Genomic DNA, 17500 nt, shown 5'->3' on the forward strand with positions numbered 1-17500 from the left:
CGGCCGCCAAGCCCGCGGCGCGCGCGCCGCAGCGCCCGGCCCCTGGCGACGACGAGGAGGGCGGCGACGGTCCGATGCCGGACGCCGAGATGGACGAGGACGACATGGAAGGCTCCATGTCGCTCGCCGCCATCGAGGCCGAGCTGAAGCCCAAGGTGCTCGAGACCTTCGACATCGTCGCCGACACCTACAAGAAGCTGCGCCGGCTCCAGGACCAGAACGTCGAGTCCAAGCTCAAGAACGAATCGCTCTCCCCGGCCCAGGAGCGCAAGTACAAGAAGCTGAAGGAGGAGCTGATCGCCGAGGTTAAGTCGCTGCGCCTCAACCAGGCCCGCATCGACTCGCTGGTCGAGCAGCTCTACGACATCAACAAGCGCCTCGTCGGCTACGAGGGCCGCCTGATGCGGCTCGCCGAGAGCCACGGCGTGCAGCGCGAGGACTTCCTGCGCAACTACCAGGGCTCCGAGCTCGATCCGCGCTGGCTCAACCGCGTGTCGAAGCTGTCGGCGCGCGGCTGGAAGAACCTCGTCGCCAAGGAGAAGGACCGCATCAAGGAGATGCGCGGCGACATCCAGAACCTCGCCGCCGAGACCGGCCTCGAGATCCTCGAGTTCCGCCGCATCGTCCAGATGGTGCAGAAGGGCGAGCGCGAGGCGCGTCAGGCCAAGAAGGAGATGGTCGAGGCGAACCTGCGTCTCGTCATCTCGATCGCCAAGAAGTACACCAACCGCGGCCTGCAGTTCCTGGATCTGATCCAGGAGGGCAATATCGGCCTGATGAAGGCGGTCGACAAGTTCGAGTACCGGCGCGGCTACAAGTTCTCGACCTACGCGACATGGTGGATCCGGCAGGCGATCACCCGCTCGATCGCCGACCAGGCGCGCACCATCCGCATCCCGGTCCACATGATCGAGACGATCAACAAGATCGTCCGCACGAGCCGCCAGATGCTGCACGAGATCGGCCGCGAGCCGACCCCGGAGGAGCTCGCCGAGAAGCTCGGCATGCCGCTGGAGAAGGTCCGAAAAGTTCTCAAGATCGCCAAGGAGCCGATCTCGCTCGAAACGCCGATCGGCGACGAGGAGGATTCGCATCTCGGCGACTTCATCGAGGACAAGAACGCGATTCTTCCGATCGACGCGGCCATCCAGAGCAACCTGCGCGAGACGACGACGCGCGTGCTGGCGTCTCTCACGCCGCGTGAAGAGCGCGTGCTGCGCATGCGCTTCGGCATCGGCATGAACACGGACCACACGCTGGAAGAGGTCGGCCAGCAGTTCTCCGTCACGCGCGAACGCATTCGTCAGATCGAGGCCAAGGCGCTGCGCAAGCTCAAGCACCCGTCGCGGAGCCGGAAGCTGCGGAGCTTCCTGGACAACTGATCAGGTCGTCGTCGGCGGTAGGGCGGAATAGCGAAGCGTATTCCGCCACGGCGACAGGCCGTAGGGTCGGCAAAGGCGTGGCACGCGCCGTGCCCACGCGGTCCGGGTGGGCGTGACGAGCTTCGGTGGGCACGCTTCGTTTTGCCCACCCGACGAGAGCGTGTTGTCGATCCGGGGCGGCGCGAGACCGTATTTGCCCAGGCGGACGACGGCGGAGCGTGAGGGATGACCGGCACCTACCGCGACATCGTGACGATCGAGCCGGGCAAGCGCGGCGGACGCCCGTGCATCCGCGGCATGCGCATCGCCGTGGCGGACATTCTGGGATGGCTCGCCGCCGGCGTGTCGCATGCCGAGATCCTGAGCGACTACCCCGAGCTGACCGAGGCGGACATCCGCGCCGCACTCGCCTATGCGGCCGACCGTGAGCGGCGCGTCGTGACCGCCGCCCGATGAGGCTGCTGCTCGATCAGAACCTGTCGTTCAAGCTCTGCCGGCTGCTCACCGACCTGTTTCCCGGCTCCGAGCATGTCGGTGCGCTCGGCCTGGCGCAGGCGGATGATCGTTGCGTCTGGGAGCATGCGAAGGCGAACGGGTTCGTTCTCGTCTCCCTCGACGCCGACTTCGCCGAGCTGGCCGCGCTCGAGGGACCGCCGCCCAAGGTGATCTGGGTTGCGCACCGGCAACCAGCCGACCGTCGCGACCGAGGCTCTGCTGCGCCGCCATGCCGGAGCGATCGCCGCGTTCGCCGCGGATCCCGAGGCCGCCTGCCTGGAGATCTACTGAGCGAGGCTCGCAGGCGGCTGGCCCCGAACGGCGCGGCCCGGGCTGAGCATAGTTGCCCCGGGCGAGACATCGTAGCCCGGGCTGAACGCAGCGAAGGCCGGGAGCGACGAGCCCGGCCGCGCCGAAAGCCCCCGGATGTCGCTCCGCTCCCTCCGGGCTACGAGCTGGCGAAGCAGAATTCGATCGTCGCCGCATCGGCCCGCGCGGCGCTCGACGCCGAACGTGATCAGGTCGACGATCTCTACGACAAGCTCGCGACCGAGACGAACCTCGAACGTGCGGCCGATTGGATCAAGGCGCGCGGCGAGGTGGTCGCCGGCAGGCTATCGGACGGCGTGAACTTCATCTCGGCGACGCCGCGTCCGGGACACGAGGCCTCCGCCGAGGCGACGCAGCAGAACAGCAAGCCTTCGGGAGTTGCCGCATCGACGCTCGTGGAGCTGCTGTCCGTTCTCGCGGCCAACTTCGATCCTGACAATCTCCCGCATCGAAACCGCGCGATCCGAGAATCCCGTCTCCGCGACGACGCCCCGTCATCGCATCCCCTGCACGCCCTCACCTCCGCCTCATCACATTGCCGCGCGTCGGCCGCCCGGCGTGGCCTCCCCGCTGGTGTGCACCGCAAGATTGCAGGACACTGCGGTGCTGCAATCCTGGGAGGTCCGCATGCAGACGCTTTCGACGCTTGCCGGCGTGCAGGTGCGGCGCGCCGCCGCGTTCCCGGAAAAATTCGCCGACAATCCCGTCCGCTCCATCGCTCTCGACACGCTCCAGCGCCGCAACGCCGCGATCGACGCGGCGTTCTACGACGTCGGCGCCATCACGCCGGAGGAGACGCCCCGCCTCGCCTTCTGGCTGGCGCGCGAGGGCGCGATCGTGCTGGTGCCGCCGAGCGGGCAGGGGGCGCTCCAGGTGTTCCTCGAGCCCGAGGCGTTCTTCGCGGCCGGCGTGCCGGTCGCGGCCCTGGCGGTCGCCGGCGTCGGCAGCTCGGCGCTCGGCGCGGCGGCCTTCGCCCGCAACGTCGCCGACGTGCTGGAGGCGCCGGTCGCCGCCGTCGTCTCCGGCTACGGCCTCGCCGACGTGATGACCGAGGCGCTCGGCGGCTACTTCTGGTTCGGCACGCTGAACAGCATCCGTCATCTGTTCGAGCCGCTCGACGCGGCCACCAAGCTGTTCACCCGCTCCGAGCACGCCGCCGAGCTGTCGAGCGGCGCCGTGTGGGCGCGCACCAGCAAGGACACCCGCACGGTCGTCGCGCTCTTGTCCGACCCGCGCTTCCAGCCCGCGCTGCTGATCGGCCATTCCAAGGGCAACCTCGTCATCTCCGAGGCGCTGTATGCGCTGGCGACCGACCCCGACCAGGAGGCGCTGACGGCGGCGCTCGCCCGCCGCCTCCGCATCGTCACGGTCAGCGCCAAGATCGGCATGCCGCCGCCGTTCCGGCAGGTCCTCGACGTGATCGGCCAGTGGGACTGGTTCGGCGCGTTGAACTCCCGCCCCGACCTGGAGGCCGACTACACGGTGCCGCGCGCCTGGCACAGCACCAATCCGGAGTTCCCGCTGGGGCTCGGGATCGACGTGAAGGCGGCGCTGCGACACGTGCTGCCGATGTTCGATCGGCCGCGACCGGCCGGCAAGGCGGCGGTGCCGGTCTTCGCCGACCTGTCGCAGCGCGCCACCGCGGCGCTCGCCGCGGCGACCCTGCACGGCCGGGCCGGCGCGGTGCCGACCAGCTGAGTGGACGCACTCCCGGAGCGCGACCGGGCAACCGGGTGGCCGCGCCGGCCGCGATGGATCAGCCTGCGGAGCTTCGGGCGCGTGCTCGCCCGAAGCTCCGGCGATGTCATGTCACTCCACGCCTTCGACTCACTCCACCCCTTCGACGAAGCGCATGTCGCGCACGGCGCCGTCGGCCAGCACCTTGAGCGCCTTCTGGTATCCGGGGCTGTCGTGGCAGGCGATCGCGGCGGCGAGGCTCGGGAACTCGCCGACGACGACGCGCTCCTTGACGCCCTGCTCGTGCGCGACGGCGGCCGGGCCGCGGCACAGATAGCGGCAGCCGTGCTCGGTCATCACCGGGCCGGCGAGCGCCGCATAGGCGGCGACCTTGGCGGGATCCTTGATCGAACGATAGGTGGTGACCCAGTAGCCCTTCGGCATGGTGGCTCCGTTGCTCGAGACGCCTCGCGGGGGGCGGCGCGGCGCGCCGCCGTCCCGAGCGAAACCTTAGGACATCATCCGCCGCCAAGCAGCGGGGCGGCCCGCGGATCTGCCGCGACCCGGGCGCAAGGGGGCGGGCCGCGGCGTCGGGACCGTCCCGGAGACCCCGCCTTTTCCCCGCCGCACCCGCGTGTCACTCTCGTCGCGGCATCGATCGACACGGGGACCGGAATGGCCTTTGCGAAATCTATGGCGCGCCGCGCGGCGCGCGCCTGTCTCGTCGCTTTCTCCGGTCTCCTCCTGGCGAGCCTTCTCGCCGTGGCGCCCGCCCGCGCCGCGCAGTGCGGCGGCGACTTCGACACGTTCCTGGCCGCGATCGGGCGCGAGGCGCAGGCGCAGGGCGTGTCGCGCGCCGTGATCGACCAGGCCTTCGCCGGCGTCACGGCCGATCCGGCCGTCCTCGCCTTCGATCGCCGCCAGCGCTACACCTTCAAGAAGAGCTTCGAGGAGTATGCCGCCACCCGCGTCGTGCCGGCCCGCGTCAAGCGCGCCCGCACGCTGCTGCAGAAGCACGCGGCGCTGCTCGGCCGCGTCGAGCGCCAGTTCGGGGTGCCCAAGGAGCTCCTGATGGCGATCTGGACGCTGGAGAGCGACAACGGCACCGGCGACATGGGCAAGCTGCCGGTGATCCGCACCATCGCGACGCTGGCGCACGACTGCCGCCGCACCGAGCTGTTCCAGGGCGAGCTGATGGCGGCGCTGAAGATCGTCCAGCGCGGCGACCTGCCGCTGCGCGACATGATCGGCGCCTTCGCGGGCGAGCTCGGCCAGACCCAGTTCCTGCCGTCCTCCTACATCAAGTACGGCGTCGACTACGACGGCAACGGCCATGTCGACCTGCGCCACAGCGTGCCCGACGTGCTCGCCTCGACGGCCAATCTCCTCAAGGTCAACGGCTGGCAGCCCGGCGCGCCTTTCGGCGAGGGCACCCAGAACTTCGAGGTGATGCGCGAGTGGAACCGCTCGGTCATCTACCGCAAGACCATGCACCTGTTCGCCGAGCGCCTGACCGAGTGAAGCCAGCGATGCGGCACCGTGGCCGGCGCGTGGCGCGCGACGTTCCGGGCCGCTGCCCGTCGTGCTAGCATCACCTCATGAACGAGGTTCTCCGCCCACCCGATCTGCCGCTCACGACGCAGGCCGCCGAAGGCCTGATGCGCCGGCGCTGGAGCGTCGCCGAGATCGAGGCGATGGTGAAGGCCGGCGTCATCGCCGAGGACGAGCGCTTCGAGCTGATCGGCGGGGAGGTGGTGCCGATGTCCCCGAAGGGGCTCCGCCACGAGCGGATCAAGGTCAGTCTCGCATTGTACTGGGTGCCGCGCCTGCCCGGTGATCTCGCTGTCGCCCAGGAGACCACCTTTCGGCTCGATCCCGACACCTTCCTGGAGCCGGACTTCGTCTTCTTCCGCCGTGCCGACGGGTTGGCCAACCTCTCGGCCGAGACGGCGCTGGCCGCCGTCGAGGTGTCGGACTCGAGCCTCGTCTACGACCTCGGTCGCAAGGCCCGGCTCTATGCGGCGTTCGGGATCCGGGAGGTCCTGGTGATCGAGGCCGACGGGCTCGTCACCCACGTCCACCGCAGCCCGGGGCCGGAAGGCTTTCGCGAGAAGGTCACGATCGGCCCGGACGAGCCGCTGCGGCTCGGCTTCGCCCCGGCGCTCGACCTGCGGCTGCGCGACCTGCCGCTCGTCTGACGCCGGTATTAAAATAGCGTCAACGCCTTAGCCGTGCCTTGAAAAGGGGCGGGGCCACGGTTTTCGCCGGCCCTCCGGGCTGGGCGCGCTGCGTAGAACACCCTATATGTCCGGGATTGCCGTCTCGGCGGCGCCGGACCGCCGAAAACGCTCGCATGCCGATCTCCAAGCTCGCCCTGATCCGCTCGACCGTCGCCGCGTTGCTGGTCGGGCTGGCGGCCCTGCTCGCGATCGTGGTCACCACGCTGTGGCTGGTGGCCGACACCCGGGTGTATTCCGACCTGTCGGTCGCGGTGCGCCAGCAGCGCGCCGCGCTGGTCGACCTGCGCAGCCTTTTGCAGGACACCGAGACCGGCCAGCGCGGCTTCCTGCTGACCGCCGAGGAACCGTATCTCGCGCCCTACGAGGAGGCGCGCCGCAAGCTCGCCGACCAGATCGAGCGGGTCCGCGAGCGTCTCGCCGGCGACCCGGCGCTCGCCGCCCCGGTCGCCCGCCTGGGCGAAATCATCGCGGCAAAGACCGCCGAGATGCAGGAGACGATCGCGCTGGTGCGATCCGGCCGGCGCGACGAGGCGGTGGCGATCGTCAAGTCGGACCGCGGGCGCCTCCTGATGGAGGAGGCGCGCGGCATCTTCGACCGCCTGATCCGGGGCGCCGAGGATCGCATCGGCGACGCCGTCGCGCGCCAGGCCAAGACCATCGGGGCGCTGTACTGGGTGACGATCCTGGGCGCCCTCGTCATCGTCGTCGTGGTCGGCGGCGCCGCCTGGATGGCGATCGCCTACACGCGCCAGCTCGTCGCGGCCCGCCAGGAGGTCGAGACGCTCAACGCCAGCCTGGAGCAGCGCGTCGCCGAGCGCACCGCCGATCTCGGCCGCGCCAACGACGAGATCCAGCGCTTCGCCTACATCGTCACCCACGACCTGCGGGCGCCGCTCGTCAACATCATGGGCTTCACCAGCGAGCTGGAGGCGGGCCTCGGCGCGATCCGCGGCTGGATCGAGAAGGCCGGCGTCCCCGACGACGACCCGGTCGCCGCCGAGGCGCGGCTCGCGGCGACCGAGGACGCGCCGGAGGCGCTCGGCTTCATCCGCTCCTCCACCCGCAAGATGGACGGGCTGATCAACGCGATCCTGAAGCTCTCGCGCGAGGGGCGCCGCACGCTGCGGCCCGAGCCCATCGCGCTCGGCGCGCTGCTCGAGGCCGCCTCGGAGAGCATCCGCCATCAGGTCGTCGAGGCCGGCGGCGAGGTGACGCTGTCGCCCGACCTGCCGTCCGTCGTCTCCGACCGGCTGGCGCTCGAGCAGGTGTTCGGCAACCTGCTCGACAACGCCGTCAAGTATCGCAGCCCCGACAGGCCGATCCACATCGTGATCCGGGCGAAGCCTGAGCCCGGCCAGCGCATCGTCGTCGAGGTCGAGGACAACGGCCGCGGCATCGCCGCGCAGGATCACGAGCGCGTCTTCGATCTGTTCCGCCGCTCCGGCGCCCAGGACCAGCCGGGCGAGGGCATCGGCCTCGCCCATGTGCGTGCCATGGTGCGCAATCTGGGCGGCGACATCACGCTCGCGTCCGAAGTCGGGCGCGGCACCACCATGAAGATCAACCTGCCGCGCGACCTCCGTCGGGTCGCGCGCGTCGTCGGGAGTGAACGGACGTGAACCAGAACGCGAGGCCGGTCCGGATCGTGATGATCGAGGACGACGAGGGGCACGCCCGCCTCATCGAGAAGAACATCCGGCGCGCCGGCGTCAACAACGAGATCCTGCCGTTCACCAACGGCACCGAGGCGCTCGACTACCTGCTCGGGCCGGACGGCTCGGGCGAGGTCAGCGCCGGGCGCCAGCTCCTCGTGCTGCTCGACCTCAACCTGCCGGACATGACCGGCATCGACATCCTGGAGCGGCTGAAGTCCAACCAGCACACGCGGCGCTCTCCCGTGGTGGTGCTGACCACGACCGACGACGCGCGAGAAATCCAGCGCTGCTACGACCTCGGCGCCAACGTGTACATCACCAAGCCCGTCAACTACGAAGGCTTCGCCAACGCGATCCGCCAGCTCGGCCTGTTCTTCGCGGTGATGCAGGTTCCGGAAACCGACTGATCCATGCCCAACTCGCCCGTCACGGTGCTGCATGTCGACGACGACCCGGGCCTCGCGCGTCTGGTGCAGAAGGCGCTCGGCCGGCGCGGCTATTCGGTCGAGCGGGTGAGCACCGCCGAGGAGGGCTTCGCGCGGCTGGCCCGCGGCGGCATCCAGGTGATCGTGCTCGACCACTTCCTGCCGACCGGCACCGGGCTCGACATGCTGGCGCGGCTGAAGGAGCTGCCGGAGCCGCCGCCGGTCGTCTATGTCACGGCCTCGGGCGAGACCTCGGTCGCGGTCGCGGCCCTCAAGGCCGGGGCCGCCGACTACGTCTCGAAGAGCGTCGGCGAGGAGTTCCTGGCCCTGCTCGAAAGCGCCATCGAGCAGTCGCTCGAGAAGGCGCGGCTCGCCGCCGCCCGCGACCGTGCCGAGCGCGAGATGCGCGAGGCCAAGGAACGGGCCGAGGTGCTGCTGCACGAGGTGAATCACCGCGTCGCCAACTCGCTCGCGCTGGTCGCCGCGCTCGTCCACATGCAGGCCAAGGAGATCACCGATCCGGCCGCCCAGGCGGCGCTGCGCGAGATGCAGGCCCGCATCATGGCGATCGCCGGCGTGCATCGTCGCCTCTACACGTCCGGCGACGTGCGCTCGGTCGAGATCTCCGAGTATCTCGGCGCGCTGCTCGGCGACCTCGAGGCGACCATGAAGGCGTCCGGCCACGCCGCCACGGTCCGGCTCGCCGCCGCGCCGGTGCGGGTGCCGACCGACAAGGCCGTGTCGATCGGCGTGGTCGTCACCGAGCTGGTCACCAACGCCTTCAAGTACGCCTATCCGGCCGACCGCGGGGGCGAGATCCGGGTGCGCTTCGATGCCCTCGACGACGGCCGGGCGGCGCTGCGGGTCGAGGACGACGGGGTCGGCTGGCGCGGCGAGGGGCCGGCGAAGGGCACCGGAATGGGCAGCCGCATCGTCGCCGCGATGGCGCGCGGGCTCGGCTCCGAGGTCGCCTATCCGGCGCCGGCCGGGGTGGCCGCCGGCTGCTGCGTCAGCCTCGAGTTCGAGGTGTGATCAGGATGCGGCCGTGCTGCGCTGCGGCGAAGATCGCCGCAGTGCCCCACTGCCGCATGCATGGCTGTGCCTCGGCGAGGTTGCGATCTGGTTTGCCGTTGAGGCAGCCGTAAGCCCCGTGTAAGTTCCGGTCCGGCTGCCGCCGCGCTGCCCGGCCGATTCCGGCATCCACGTTCCGCTCCGGAACGCCCGTCCTCGAACCTCCGCGGAGACCGTCCATGAAGGCGCTGATCCTGTATGTCGTGTTCGTCCTGATCGGCGCCGCGATGGCTGCCGGCATCAGCTACTATGTCGAGACGTACGTCTCGGTGACGGCCGGCCTGATCACCTTCCTGGCGCTGTTCTTCACCAACTTCGTCACCGCTTGGCTGGCCGTGATCCTCGCCATGGACGGCTCGCTGCGCAACGCGACCGGGCGTGCCGAGCAGCTCGAGATCGAGGCCAAGACGCGGCGCGCTCACTAACGCGGCGCGCCCACTGACGGGGCTCCACGCGACGCCGTCGATCCGGCGCGACCGATCGGTTCGGCGCGGTTTGCAGCGCCGCGGCGCGCGGGCTAAGCTCGCGCCGGTATTTTGCGCTTCGGTGATCCGAGATGTCGTTCTGGAAATCCCTGTTCGGCGGGGGTGCGTCCGCGCCCGCTTCTGCCCCGCGCAGCGAGGCCGTCGAGTACAAGGGCTACACGATCCGGGCCGAGCCGTTCCAGAACAACGGCCAGTACCAGACCGCCGGCGTGATCGAGAAGGAGATCGGCGGGGTTCGCAAGGAGCACCGCTTCATCCGTGCCGACAGCCACGCCGCACTTGACGACGCGATGAGCTTCACGCTCTCCAAGGCCCGCCAGATCGTCGACCTGCAAGGCGACCGCATCTTCGAGTGACATCCCGTCCGTGCGAGTGTCGCTGACCGGGAGAACCTCCCAGTTGTCGGCGCGTGCCCGGACAAGCCGCGTCTTAATCTCTGCGAGTGATCGGCGTGGCCCCGACCCTCTCCCAGAGGGAGAGGTTCGACGCGCTCTTGCGCGTCGGGGTGAGAGGTTAGAGCGCCAGTTGGTTAGCACGGCACCCCCTCACCCGGACTTCGCGCCTTCGGCGCGAACCCCGACCTCTCCCCGCAGGGGAGAGGTGAAAGGGTGCGCGACGCATCGCGCCGCGCCCGGGACACGGGGCTGATCGTCACTGGCGAGGCCGGCAATCCATTGCCGTTCACCACAGCCAGCCGCTGCGCTTCGGGCCGAGTTCGTCGATGCGGGCCTTCTGGGTCGTGTCGAGCGAGGCGTAGAAGGCGTCGAAGGCCGGCCGCATCAGACGCAGCGCCTGGATCGCGGTGTCGAGCCGCTTCTCCATCATGGCGAGCTGCTCGGGGGCGGCCTGCAGGCGCGGGGCGCGCTTCGGGCACGCGGTCGCGAACAGGTCCGCCGCCTTGGCCGAGGCGGCCTTGAGATCCTCCAGCGGCTTCTGCTGGGCCTCGGTCGGCTTGATCACCCGCTCGATCCAGGTCACCCGCCACTGGGTGAGGCCCACCGAGCGCGGATCGCACAGCCGGCGCATGCCGCCGGTGCCGAGCGTGCCCGGACCTGTCATCACGCCGGGCAGCAGCACCATGCCGCGGGCGCCGCGCACCGGCTCCGGATAGGCGGGCGTCTGCGCCGGGGCCGGGAGGGTCACCAAGAGCCCGAGCAGCCCGAGACCGACCGTCGCTGCGACGAAACGCTTCGTCGTCATCACACACCTCCTGCTTACGATGGCGAGTGTCGCGCGCTGCCGCGCGACCGTGTTGACGTGCGTCAAGGGGTGGAGGTCCTGATCAGACGCGCGATCGGCCCCGCCCGACGGACGATGCCGACCTCATCGCTGTCGGCGCGTGAGAATAGGTGTCGTCATGTGAGAAAAGTCGCGGCCGGAGCAGGATTCGGCGAGATCTGTCGATTTGCACGGACCCGAACGGCGTCTCGTGCGTTATCGGGTCGCGCGAAAGTTCAAGCGCGTTCTCCGGGTGCTCGCCTTCAGCTCTTTGCTCTACGACGCCGCCCCTGCGGCCGAGGCCGAGGCGCGGGTTCGTCGACACGATCACGGCTGGCGAGACGAGCACACCGAGGGCCACTCGGGCGATGTATGCGCGCGGCAACCAGGGTGTATGATGCGGGATCAGCGGTATCTGGACGACCTGTCGGTGTACGCCGCCATGGCGTCGTGGCGCGCCGGCGAGGCGGCGTTCTCGGCCGAGATGCGGTCCGCCGCGCCGCTGACGGTGCGGACGTTCGATCGCTGGCTCGTGTTCCACGGCCTGGACGATCGCCTGGGCCCGGGTCTGCGCCGCCAGTTGCTGGGCTTTCTCGACGACGTCGCGCGCCCTTCCTTTCGCAGTGCGGCAATGCCCTCGTCGGAGGCGTTCGCCCGGCTCGACGAGATCAACTTCGACGCCGTGCGGGCCGGCATCACAACGGCCTCGCTGATGGGCCTGCTGACCCGCTTCGCCTGCGCCTGCGCGCCCGCCGTCTACGCCCCGGCGACTCAGCACGCCCGTCGCGGCATCCAGGCGATCGGGCATCGGCTGCCGGACATGAGCTACCGCGGCTACATGCTGGCCTTCATGAAGGAGCACGAGCGGTTCGCCGACCGGGTGGCGACGATCGTGCTGGCGGCCGGCAGCGCCGCCGCGAAGCGGCCCGTGATGCCGCTCGATCTCCTGGTGATGCGCGCGCTCGATCGGCGGCTGATGCTGGCCGGTGGGTATCCCGTGGGGCAGCTCGAGGCGCTGGTCGCGCCGCAGCCGCTGCCGATCCGGGCCGCCGGCGGCATCCGTGCTTCGGCGGCGCGCCCCGGGCGCGATCTGCTGCCCGGCGAGGCCGCCGGCTGACGCCGACGGAGCCGAGGTCCGAATTCAGGTTTCGGAGGGGAGCAGGGCGAGGCGGGCGTCAATCACCCGGCGGATCAGTCCGGGCAGATCGGCCGGGCGCTCGCACAGCGTCAGGGCCTGCGCGGCCGTGAGCTCCTCGGCGCCGCCGAACCCCCAGGTCACGCCGATGCAGTCGAGGCCGTTGGCGCGGGCGCCGTTCACGTCGTGCTCGCGGTCGCCGACCATGATGCAGGTTTCGGGGTCGATGTCCTCGGTCCCCAGGCACATCGCGATGATGTCGCCCTTCTGGTCGATGCGGCCGTCGAGCGACGAGCCGTAGACGCGCGCGAAACGCGGCGCCAGCCCGAAGCGGGCGACGATCTTCTCGGCGAAGCTGACCAGCTTGGAGGTGGCGACGTAGAGGCGGAAGCCGTCGTCGGCGAGCGCTGCGATCGCCTCCGCCATGCCGGGATAGAGGCGATTGTCGTAGAGGGCGCCGGCCGCGTAGTGGGTGCGGTAGTGCTGCAGCGCCTGCGCCGTCCTCTCGGGATCGTCGAGCAGGAGCATGAAGCTCTCGCGCAGCGGCGGCCCGATGATCCAGGCGAGCGGCTCGCCGTCCGGCCACGGCTTGCCGATCTGCTCCAGCGCGAAGCGGAACGAGGCGTAGACGCCGCCGGCCGGATCGCTGATGGTCCCGTCGAGATCCAACAGCACGGTGCCGCGCGGGGCAGGGGCGGGCCCGCTCATGCGGGCCGGCCCGACAGGACCGGGATCGTCACGGGGCTCACGCCGCGGCGCTGGCGCCGGAGGCGGGGCCTCCCGCACCGGTGCCGACCTTCTCCGGATCGCTGTCGAAGTTGGAGATGCCGCCATGCGCGGCCGACCACTCCGACGGCCCCTCCAGGAACGCCTTCACCTCGCGCAGCACGCCGGGATCGAAATGACCGCTGGCGGTCGCGACCTCCAGCACGTCGCGCCAGGTGGCGAGGTGATGCAGTTCGACGCCGAGGTCGCGCATGTTGCCCGACACCATCGGGAAGATGTCGTAGTAGAACAGCACGAAGCAGTGGTCGACCGTGGCGCCGGCCTTGCGCAGCGCGTTGCAGAAGTTGACCTTGCTGCGCCCGTCGGTGGCCAGATCCTCGACCAGCAGGGTGCGCGAGCCCGGCACCACCTCGCCCTCGATCTGGGCATTGCGGCCGAAGCCCTTCGCCTTCTTGCGGATGTACTGCATCGGCAGCATCAGCTTGTCGGCGATCCAGGCAGCGAACGGGATACCGGCGGTCTCGCCGCCCGCGATGTTGTCGATCGACTCGTAGCCGACCTCGGTGAGGATCGTGGAGGCCGCGAAGTCCATCAGGGCGGAGCGCAGCCGCGGATAGGAGATGATCTTGCGGCAGTCGACGTAGACCGGGCTCGCCCACCCCGACGTGAACACGAAGGGCTGCGCCGCATTGAACTGGATCGCCTTGATCTCCAGCAGCATCTTGGCGGTCTGCTGGGCGATCACGCGCTTCTCGGTCGGGGGGGAAAACGTGCTCACGGGGTCCTCCGTCTCTGGCACCGTCATGAGCCGCGCGCGAAAACCGCCGGTCAGCCGTGGCTGCCGGCGTCGAGTTCAGTCTCGAGCATGAGCGCGACTCGGCTCTTATCGCGCCATGCGCCGGGCCGGTCAAGCGACTCGGCCCCTTCAGGAATTCCGGTTTCCCCAAGTTCTCCAGACATTTTCGCGAGGAGGCCCGGCGCCGCAGGGCGGCTGCGCGGCGTCGCCGGCCGCCGCGCCACTCGCGCCGAGGCGGGTCTCGCAACCGATGGTCGGCCGTTCGCGATCACGGCCCTTCGACCGCGAAGGCGTGCATCAGCTCGACGCCCTGCATGAAGTCGTCGAGGTCCATGGCCTCGGCCGGGTTGTGCGAGCCGTTGGCGTTGCGCACGAAGATCATGGCGGAGGGAATGCCGGCATTGGCGAACACCGCCGCGTCGTGGCCGGCGCCGGAGGCGAGCGTCTCGGTCGGCAGGCCGAGCTTGTCGGACGCCGCGACGAGCTTGCGCACCAGAGCCTCGTCCATGCGGGCGGGCTCGGCATAGACTCGGTCGTCGAACTCGAACTTGACGTGACGCAGATCGGAGACGGCGCGGCACTCCGAGCGGAACAGCTCGTAGAACGCCTCCAGCGTCTCGAAGCTCTGGCTGCGCACCTCGAACGAGAAGGCGACCTCGCCGGGAATGCGGCTGATCGCGTGCTCGTTCGGATCGGTGCCGATTACGCCGGCCGTGACGACGAGATCGAGGCCGCGCTCCAGGAGCCGCATCCAGTGCTCGTCGAGCCGCATGATGAGATCGGCGACGGCGAACACGGCGTCGCGCCGCAGCCAGCGCGGCACCGTGCCGGAATGGCCCGCCTCGCCGCGGCACATGATCGAGCGGTGGCGCAGATTGCCGCGGATGCCGGTGACGACGGCGGTCGGGAACTTTCGCGCCAGCATCACCGGGCCCTGCTCGATGTGCAGCTCGACATAGGCTTTGACGGTCGCGGCGTCGATCATCCGGCGGCCGGCGGCGGCCGCCGCCGTGTCGATACCGGCGGCGTCGAGCGTCTCGCGCAGCGTGCGGCCGGTGCCGCGGCGCTTCGCCTCCATGTCCTTCGGGTCGAGCGTGCCGAACAGGAGGCGCGAGCCGACATTGGCGCGGCCGTAGAAGGCGCTCTCCTCGCCGCGCAGCACCATGGCGCGCACCGGCACGGGCGGGCGCGTGCCCTCGGCGGCGATGCGGATCAGCGTCAGCAGTGCGGCGACGACGCCGGCGCCGCCGTCGAAATTGCCGCCCTGCGGCACCGAGTCGGCATGCGAGGCGAGCAGCAGCGCCGGCTTCGTGCCGTCGTCGCCGGGCAGCGAGACGATCATGTTCTGCGCCGCGTCGATCTTCACCTTGAGGCCGTGCCGCTCGGCGGCCTCGCGAAACACCGCCATCGCGGCGTTCTCGCCGGCGTCGTAGCACTCGCGCGTGATGCCGACGCCATCGAACGTCGCCTCGCGCAACGTATCGAACAGATCACGCGCGATGTCGCGCAGGCGGAGCGGCTCGGGCAGGCGGACCACGGCGGCGTCACTCATGGGACGATCTCGTGTGATGTCATCAGAACGGCGGCGGTCGTGATCACGAGGCGGCCTCGTGGGTGTCGACCGTCAGATCCGAGTCGTGGATCGCGCCGGTGAGCGCGGCGACGCGCGGGAATCCTTTTCGCCGGCAGTAGTCGACGAGACCGTCGATCACGGTGAGCATCGCGGTCGGGCGCACGAAGGTAGCGGTGCCGACCTGGACGGCCGTGGCGCCGGCCAGCATGAACTCGACCGCATCGGCGGCCGTAGAGATGCCGCCGCAGCCGATCACCGGGATTTTGACGGCGCGGGCGCATTGCCACACCATCCGCACCGCGATCGGCTTGATGGCGGGGCCGGAGAGCCCGCCCATCACGTTGCCGAGCCGCGGCCGCATCGTCTCGATATCGATCGACATGGCGAGGATCGTGTTGGCGACGACGACGGCATCGGCGCCGGCCGCCTCGGCGGCGCGGGCGACGCTCGCGATGTCACCCGTGTTGGGCGACAGCTTCACCCACAGCGGCAGCGCCGTGGCGCGCCGCATCTTCTCGACCACCAGCGCGGTCGGCCGCGGGTCCATCGCGAAGGCCTTGCCGTCCTCCTCGATGTTCGGGCACGAGATGTTCGCCTCGATCGCCGCGACGCCGGGCACGTCGAGCCGTTTCACCGCGTCGGCGAAGGCGTCGGCCGAGAGCGCCGAGACGCTGACGACCAGCGGGGTCGGCACGTCGCGATAGAGTGGCAGCGTCTCCGCGACGAAATGATCGAGGCCCTTGCTCGGGATGCCGATCGAGTTGAGCATTCCCTGTCCGACCTCGCAGACGCGCGGCGTCGGGTTGCCGCCGCGCAGCTGCGGCGTCACGGTCTTCGTCACCAGCGCGCCGAGCGCCTCGAACGGCACGACTGCGCCGAGATTTTCCGCGAAGGTGCCGGAGGCCGGCATCACGGCGTTGCGCAGCGTCAGGCTGCCGATGCGGACCGTCTGGTCGATCGTCTGGCCGGGGCCGAGACCGGTGTCGGTGCCCGGGCCGGCGCCGTGGGGCGTGGCCGGGCCTACCATGACATCGCCTCGGCGAGCGGGAACACCGGACCCTCGGTGCAGACGCGGCGCGCCTCGACGGCGCCGTCGACCGAGAAGTTGCGGACGCAGCAGAAGCACATGCCGAGCCCGCAGGCCATCTGCTGCTCGAGCGCGACCTCGCCGGGAATGCTCAGCTCGCGGCCGACCCGCTGCATCAGGAGCATCAGCCGGTTGGAGCCGCAGGTGTAGAAGGCGTCGGCACGGCCCGCCGCGGCGGCGTCGCGAAGGATCGCCTCGACATTGGCCGGATCGCTCGTGCCATCGGTGTCCAGCACGATGCGCACCGACGCGCCGACCGCGGCGAAGCGCTCGGCCGACATCACGGTCGCGGGGCTGCGGGCCGACAGGATCGCCGTGACGCCGACGCCTTGCGCGGCCGCCGCCTCGGCGAGCGGCGCGAGCGTGGCGAGGCCGACGCCGCGGCCGAGCACGACGATGTTTTTCGCGCTCTCCGGAATCGAGAAGCCGACGCCGAGCGGCCCGAGCAGCCGCATGGTGCGGCCGACCTTGATCGAGGCGAGCGCCCGGGTGCCGACGCCCGTGACCTTGTAGAGGAACTCGACGCGGCCGCGCGCCGGGTCGGCGCCGTAGAGGCTCATCGGCCGGCGCAGGAACGGCTTGTCCTCGGCCGTGTGCGGGCATTCGAGATTGAAGAACTGGCCGGCCTTGGCGAGCGGCGCCGGATCGGGCGCCTCCAGCACCAGGTGACGGTACTCGTCGTTCAGCCAGACATGCGAGACGACGACGCCGAGCACGTCGGCGACCGCCGGAGCCGCGCCGTGGGCGGCGCCGGATGCGGGGCTCGGGCCGAGAGTGGTGGTGTGCGGCATGCCGGAGTCTGCCGTGCCGGCGGCCGGTGCGCCAGCCCCCGGCGCGCCGGAGGCTTGCCCCATCGTGCCTTGCGGGGTCGCGCCGCGGCGCATCGGCTTGAAGCTGATGGTCTGGCCCATTCCGCCCTTTCCGGATCCGGGTGGCGGCGGGCGGGTGCCCGATCGCCTGGCCGGATCGCTCGAATCGTTTCGGCCGCCGCGGGCCGGTGATCGTCACCGTCGACGCGGGGCGTCCGACTGTCTAATTTCTGAGACTGTCGCAGCAGGCGATCCGATTGTCAACCGGGGGGGCCACGGCCGGATATTTTATGACGGTAAAACAAAGCGGTCGTGAACCCTCGGTGACAGGTTTGCGCGCTTTCACCGGCGTCGAGGCGGGTCCGGGACGCGGATAAAATCTCTTTTTTTCTCCTC

General features: G+C 70.2%; 18 protein-coding genes and 1 pseudogene. 12 read left to right on the forward strand and 7 right to left on the reverse strand.

Annotated elements, in window-relative coordinates; all coding sequences use genetic code 11:
* The 4 genes and pseudogenes from rpoD to ABTU92_RS06815 form a co-directional block, all read left to right on the forward strand.
* The coding region (gene rpoD, locus ABTU92_RS06800) for an RNA polymerase sigma factor RpoD (RefSeq protein ID WP_408088934.1) at window positions 1-1382 on the forward strand (1382 nt) is incomplete at its 5' end.
* 225 nt (window positions 1383-1607) lie between these two features.
* Complete coding sequence (locus ABTU92_RS06805; RefSeq protein ID WP_408088936.1) at window positions 1608-1838, forward strand: DUF433 domain-containing protein; 231 nt, start codon at window positions 1608-1610, stop codon at window positions 1836-1838.
* A pseudogene (locus ABTU92_RS06810) lies at window positions 1835-2005 on the forward strand (DUF5615 family PIN-like protein); the annotation flags it as partial. The gene ABTU92_RS06805 and the pseudogene ABTU92_RS06810, both read left to right, overlap by 4 nt.
* Window positions 2006-2834: 829 nt before the next feature.
* The gene (locus ABTU92_RS06815) at window positions 2835-3905 is read left to right on the forward strand and encodes a hypothetical protein (RefSeq protein WP_408088938.1); all 1071 of its coding nucleotides are present in this window, start codon (window positions 2835-2837) and stop codon (window positions 3903-3905) included.
* Window positions 3906-4034: 129 nt separating this feature from the next.
* Here ABTU92_RS06815 and ABTU92_RS06820 read toward each other — a convergent pair whose 3' ends face one another.
* Window positions 4035-4328, reverse strand: a complete 294-nt coding sequence (locus ABTU92_RS06820) for a DUF1330 domain-containing protein (protein ID WP_408088940.1) — start codon at window positions 4326-4328, stop codon at window positions 4035-4037.
* A 249-nt stretch (window positions 4329-4577) separates the two neighbouring features.
* Between ABTU92_RS06820 and ABTU92_RS06825 the strand changes: the two genes are divergently transcribed.
* The 7 genes from ABTU92_RS06825 to ABTU92_RS06855 all read left to right on the forward strand — a co-directional run bounded on the left by ABTU92_RS06825 (window position 4578) and on the right by ABTU92_RS06855 (window position 10116).
* On the forward strand, window positions 4578-5405 hold the full coding sequence (locus ABTU92_RS06825) for a lytic murein transglycosylase (RefSeq protein WP_408088998.1): 828 nt from the start codon (window positions 4578-4580) through the stop codon (window positions 5403-5405).
* Window positions 5406-5482: 77 nt separating this feature from the next.
* Window positions 5483-6082 carry a Uma2 family endonuclease gene (locus tag ABTU92_RS06830; RefSeq protein ID WP_408088942.1) on the forward strand — a complete coding sequence of 200 codons (600 nt, stop codon included), beginning with the start codon at window positions 5483-5485 and terminating at the stop codon, window positions 6080-6082.
* A 155-nt stretch (window positions 6083-6237) separates the two neighbouring features.
* A complete protein-coding gene (locus ABTU92_RS06835; RefSeq protein WP_408088944.1) occupies window positions 6238-7743 on the forward strand; it encodes a sensor histidine kinase in 1506 nt (501 codons plus the stop codon).
* 29 nt (window positions 7744-7772) lie between these two features.
* Complete coding sequence (locus ABTU92_RS06840) at window positions 7773-8186, forward strand: response regulator (RefSeq protein ID WP_111355789.1); 414 nt, start codon at window positions 7773-7775, stop codon at window positions 8184-8186.
* A 3-nt stretch (window positions 8187-8189) separates the two neighbouring features.
* Window positions 8190-9236: a histidine kinase dimerization/phosphoacceptor domain -containing protein gene (locus tag ABTU92_RS06845; RefSeq protein ID WP_408088946.1), complete on the forward strand. Its 1047-nt coding sequence runs from the start codon at window positions 8190-8192 to the stop codon at window positions 9234-9236.
* 218 nt (window positions 9237-9454) lie between these two features.
* Window positions 9455-9700, forward strand: a complete 246-nt coding sequence (locus ABTU92_RS06850; protein WP_408088948.1) for a hypothetical protein — start codon at window positions 9455-9457, stop codon at window positions 9698-9700.
* A gap of 131 nt (window positions 9701-9831) precedes the next feature.
* The gene (locus ABTU92_RS06855) at window positions 9832-10116 is read left to right on the forward strand and encodes an HlyU family transcriptional regulator (RefSeq protein ID WP_408088950.1); all 285 of its coding nucleotides are present in this window, start codon (window positions 9832-9834) and stop codon (window positions 10114-10116) included.
* A gap of 325 nt (window positions 10117-10441) precedes the next feature.
* Here ABTU92_RS06855 and ABTU92_RS06860 read toward each other — a convergent pair whose 3' ends face one another.
* Window positions 10442-10960, reverse strand: a complete 519-nt coding sequence (locus tag ABTU92_RS06860) for a Spy/CpxP family protein refolding chaperone (RefSeq protein WP_408088952.1) — start codon at window positions 10958-10960, stop codon at window positions 10442-10444.
* 229 nt (window positions 10961-11189) lie between these two features.
* Here ABTU92_RS06860 and ABTU92_RS06865 point away from each other — a divergent pair, with 229 nt between their 5' ends.
* A complete protein-coding gene (locus tag ABTU92_RS06865) occupies window positions 11190-12095 on the forward strand; it encodes a hypothetical protein (RefSeq protein ID WP_408088954.1) in 906 nt (301 codons plus the stop codon).
* Window positions 12096-12119: 24 nt separating this feature from the next.
* Here the strand turns inward: ABTU92_RS06865 and ABTU92_RS06870 are convergent, their stop codons facing one another.
* From ABTU92_RS06870 to ABTU92_RS06890, 5 genes are all read right to left on the reverse strand, one after another.
* Window positions 12120-12821, reverse strand: coding sequence for an HAD hydrolase-like protein (locus tag ABTU92_RS06870; RefSeq protein WP_408088956.1), 702 nt, complete (start codon window positions 12819-12821; stop codon window positions 12120-12122).
* Window positions 12822-12858: 37 nt separating this feature from the next.
* Window positions 12859-13644, reverse strand: coding sequence for an orotate phosphoribosyltransferase (locus ABTU92_RS06875; RefSeq protein WP_111355768.1), 786 nt, complete (start codon window positions 13642-13644; stop codon window positions 12859-12861).
* A 259-nt stretch (window positions 13645-13903) separates the two neighbouring features.
* Complete coding sequence (locus ABTU92_RS06880) at window positions 13904-15187, reverse strand: hydantoinase/carbamoylase family amidase (RefSeq protein WP_408088958.1); 1284 nt, start codon at window positions 15185-15187, stop codon at window positions 13904-13906.
* A gap of 43 nt (window positions 15188-15230) precedes the next feature.
* Entirely contained in the window at window positions 15231-16235 is a 1005-nt protein-coding gene (locus ABTU92_RS06885) for a dihydroorotate dehydrogenase (protein ID WP_408088960.1), read from the reverse strand.
* On the reverse strand, window positions 16229-17206 hold the full coding sequence (locus ABTU92_RS06890; RefSeq protein WP_408088962.1) for a dihydroorotate dehydrogenase electron transfer subunit: 978 nt from the start codon (window positions 17204-17206) through the stop codon (window positions 16229-16231). Before ABTU92_RS06890 ends, ABTU92_RS06885 begins: the two co-directional genes overlap by 7 nt.
* Between the last annotated feature and the right edge of the window lie 294 nt (window positions 17207-17500).

The sequence above is a fragment of the Rhodoplanes sp. SY1 genome (assembly GCF_046000175.1).
GTDB lineage: Bacteria > Pseudomonadota > Alphaproteobacteria > Rhizobiales > Xanthobacteraceae > Rhodoplanes.

Coding starts and splice junctions, on each gene's coding strand:
- ABTU92_RS06860 (WP_408088952.1), bottom strand. CDS start 10,960: ATGACGACGAAGCGTTTCGTCGCAGCGACGGTCGGTCTCGGGCTGCTC.
- ABTU92_RS06850 (WP_408088948.1), top strand. CDS start 9,455: ATGAAGGCGCTGATCCTGTATGTCGTGTTCGTCCTGATCGGCGCCGCG.
- ABTU92_RS06855 (WP_408088950.1), top strand. CDS start 9,832: ATGTCGTTCTGGAAATCCCTGTTCGGCGGGGGTGCGTCCGCGCCCGCT.
- ABTU92_RS06875 (WP_111355768.1), bottom strand. CDS start 13,644: ATGACGGTGCCAGAGACGGAGGACCCCGTGAGCACGTTTTCCCCCCCG.
- ABTU92_RS06825 (WP_408088998.1), top strand. CDS start 4,578: ATGGCGCGCCGCGCGGCGCGCGCCTGTCTCGTCGCTTTCTCCGGTCTC.
- ABTU92_RS06880 (WP_408088958.1), bottom strand. CDS start 15,187: ATGAGTGACGCCGCCGTGGTCCGCCTGCCCGAGCCGCTCCGCCTGCGC.
- ABTU92_RS06830 (WP_408088942.1), top strand. CDS start 5,483: ATGAACGAGGTTCTCCGCCCACCCGATCTGCCGCTCACGACGCAGGCC.
- ABTU92_RS06840 (WP_111355789.1), top strand. CDS start 7,773: ATGATCGAGGACGACGAGGGGCACGCCCGCCTCATCGAGAAGAACATC.
- ABTU92_RS06885 (WP_408088960.1), bottom strand. CDS start 16,235: ATGGTAGGCCCGGCCACGCCCCACGGCGCCGGCCCGGGCACCGACACC.
- ABTU92_RS06870 (WP_408088956.1), bottom strand. CDS start 12,821: ATGAGCGGGCCCGCCCCTGCCCCGCGCGGCACCGTGCTGTTGGATCTC.
- ABTU92_RS06815 (WP_408088938.1), top strand. CDS start 2,835: ATGCAGACGCTTTCGACGCTTGCCGGCGTGCAGGTGCGGCGCGCCGCC.
- ABTU92_RS06890 (WP_408088962.1), bottom strand. CDS start 17,206: ATGGGCCAGACCATCAGCTTCAAGCCGATGCGCCGCGGCGCGACCCCG.
- ABTU92_RS06805 (WP_408088936.1), top strand. CDS start 1,608: ATGACCGGCACCTACCGCGACATCGTGACGATCGAGCCGGGCAAGCGC.
- ABTU92_RS06845 (WP_408088946.1), top strand. CDS start 8,190: ATGCCCAACTCGCCCGTCACGGTGCTGCATGTCGACGACGACCCGGGC.
- ABTU92_RS06835 (WP_408088944.1), top strand. CDS start 6,238: ATGCCGATCTCCAAGCTCGCCCTGATCCGCTCGACCGTCGCCGCGTTG.
- ABTU92_RS06820 (WP_408088940.1), bottom strand. CDS start 4,328: ATGCCGAAGGGCTACTGGGTCACCACCTATCGTTCGATCAAGGATCCC.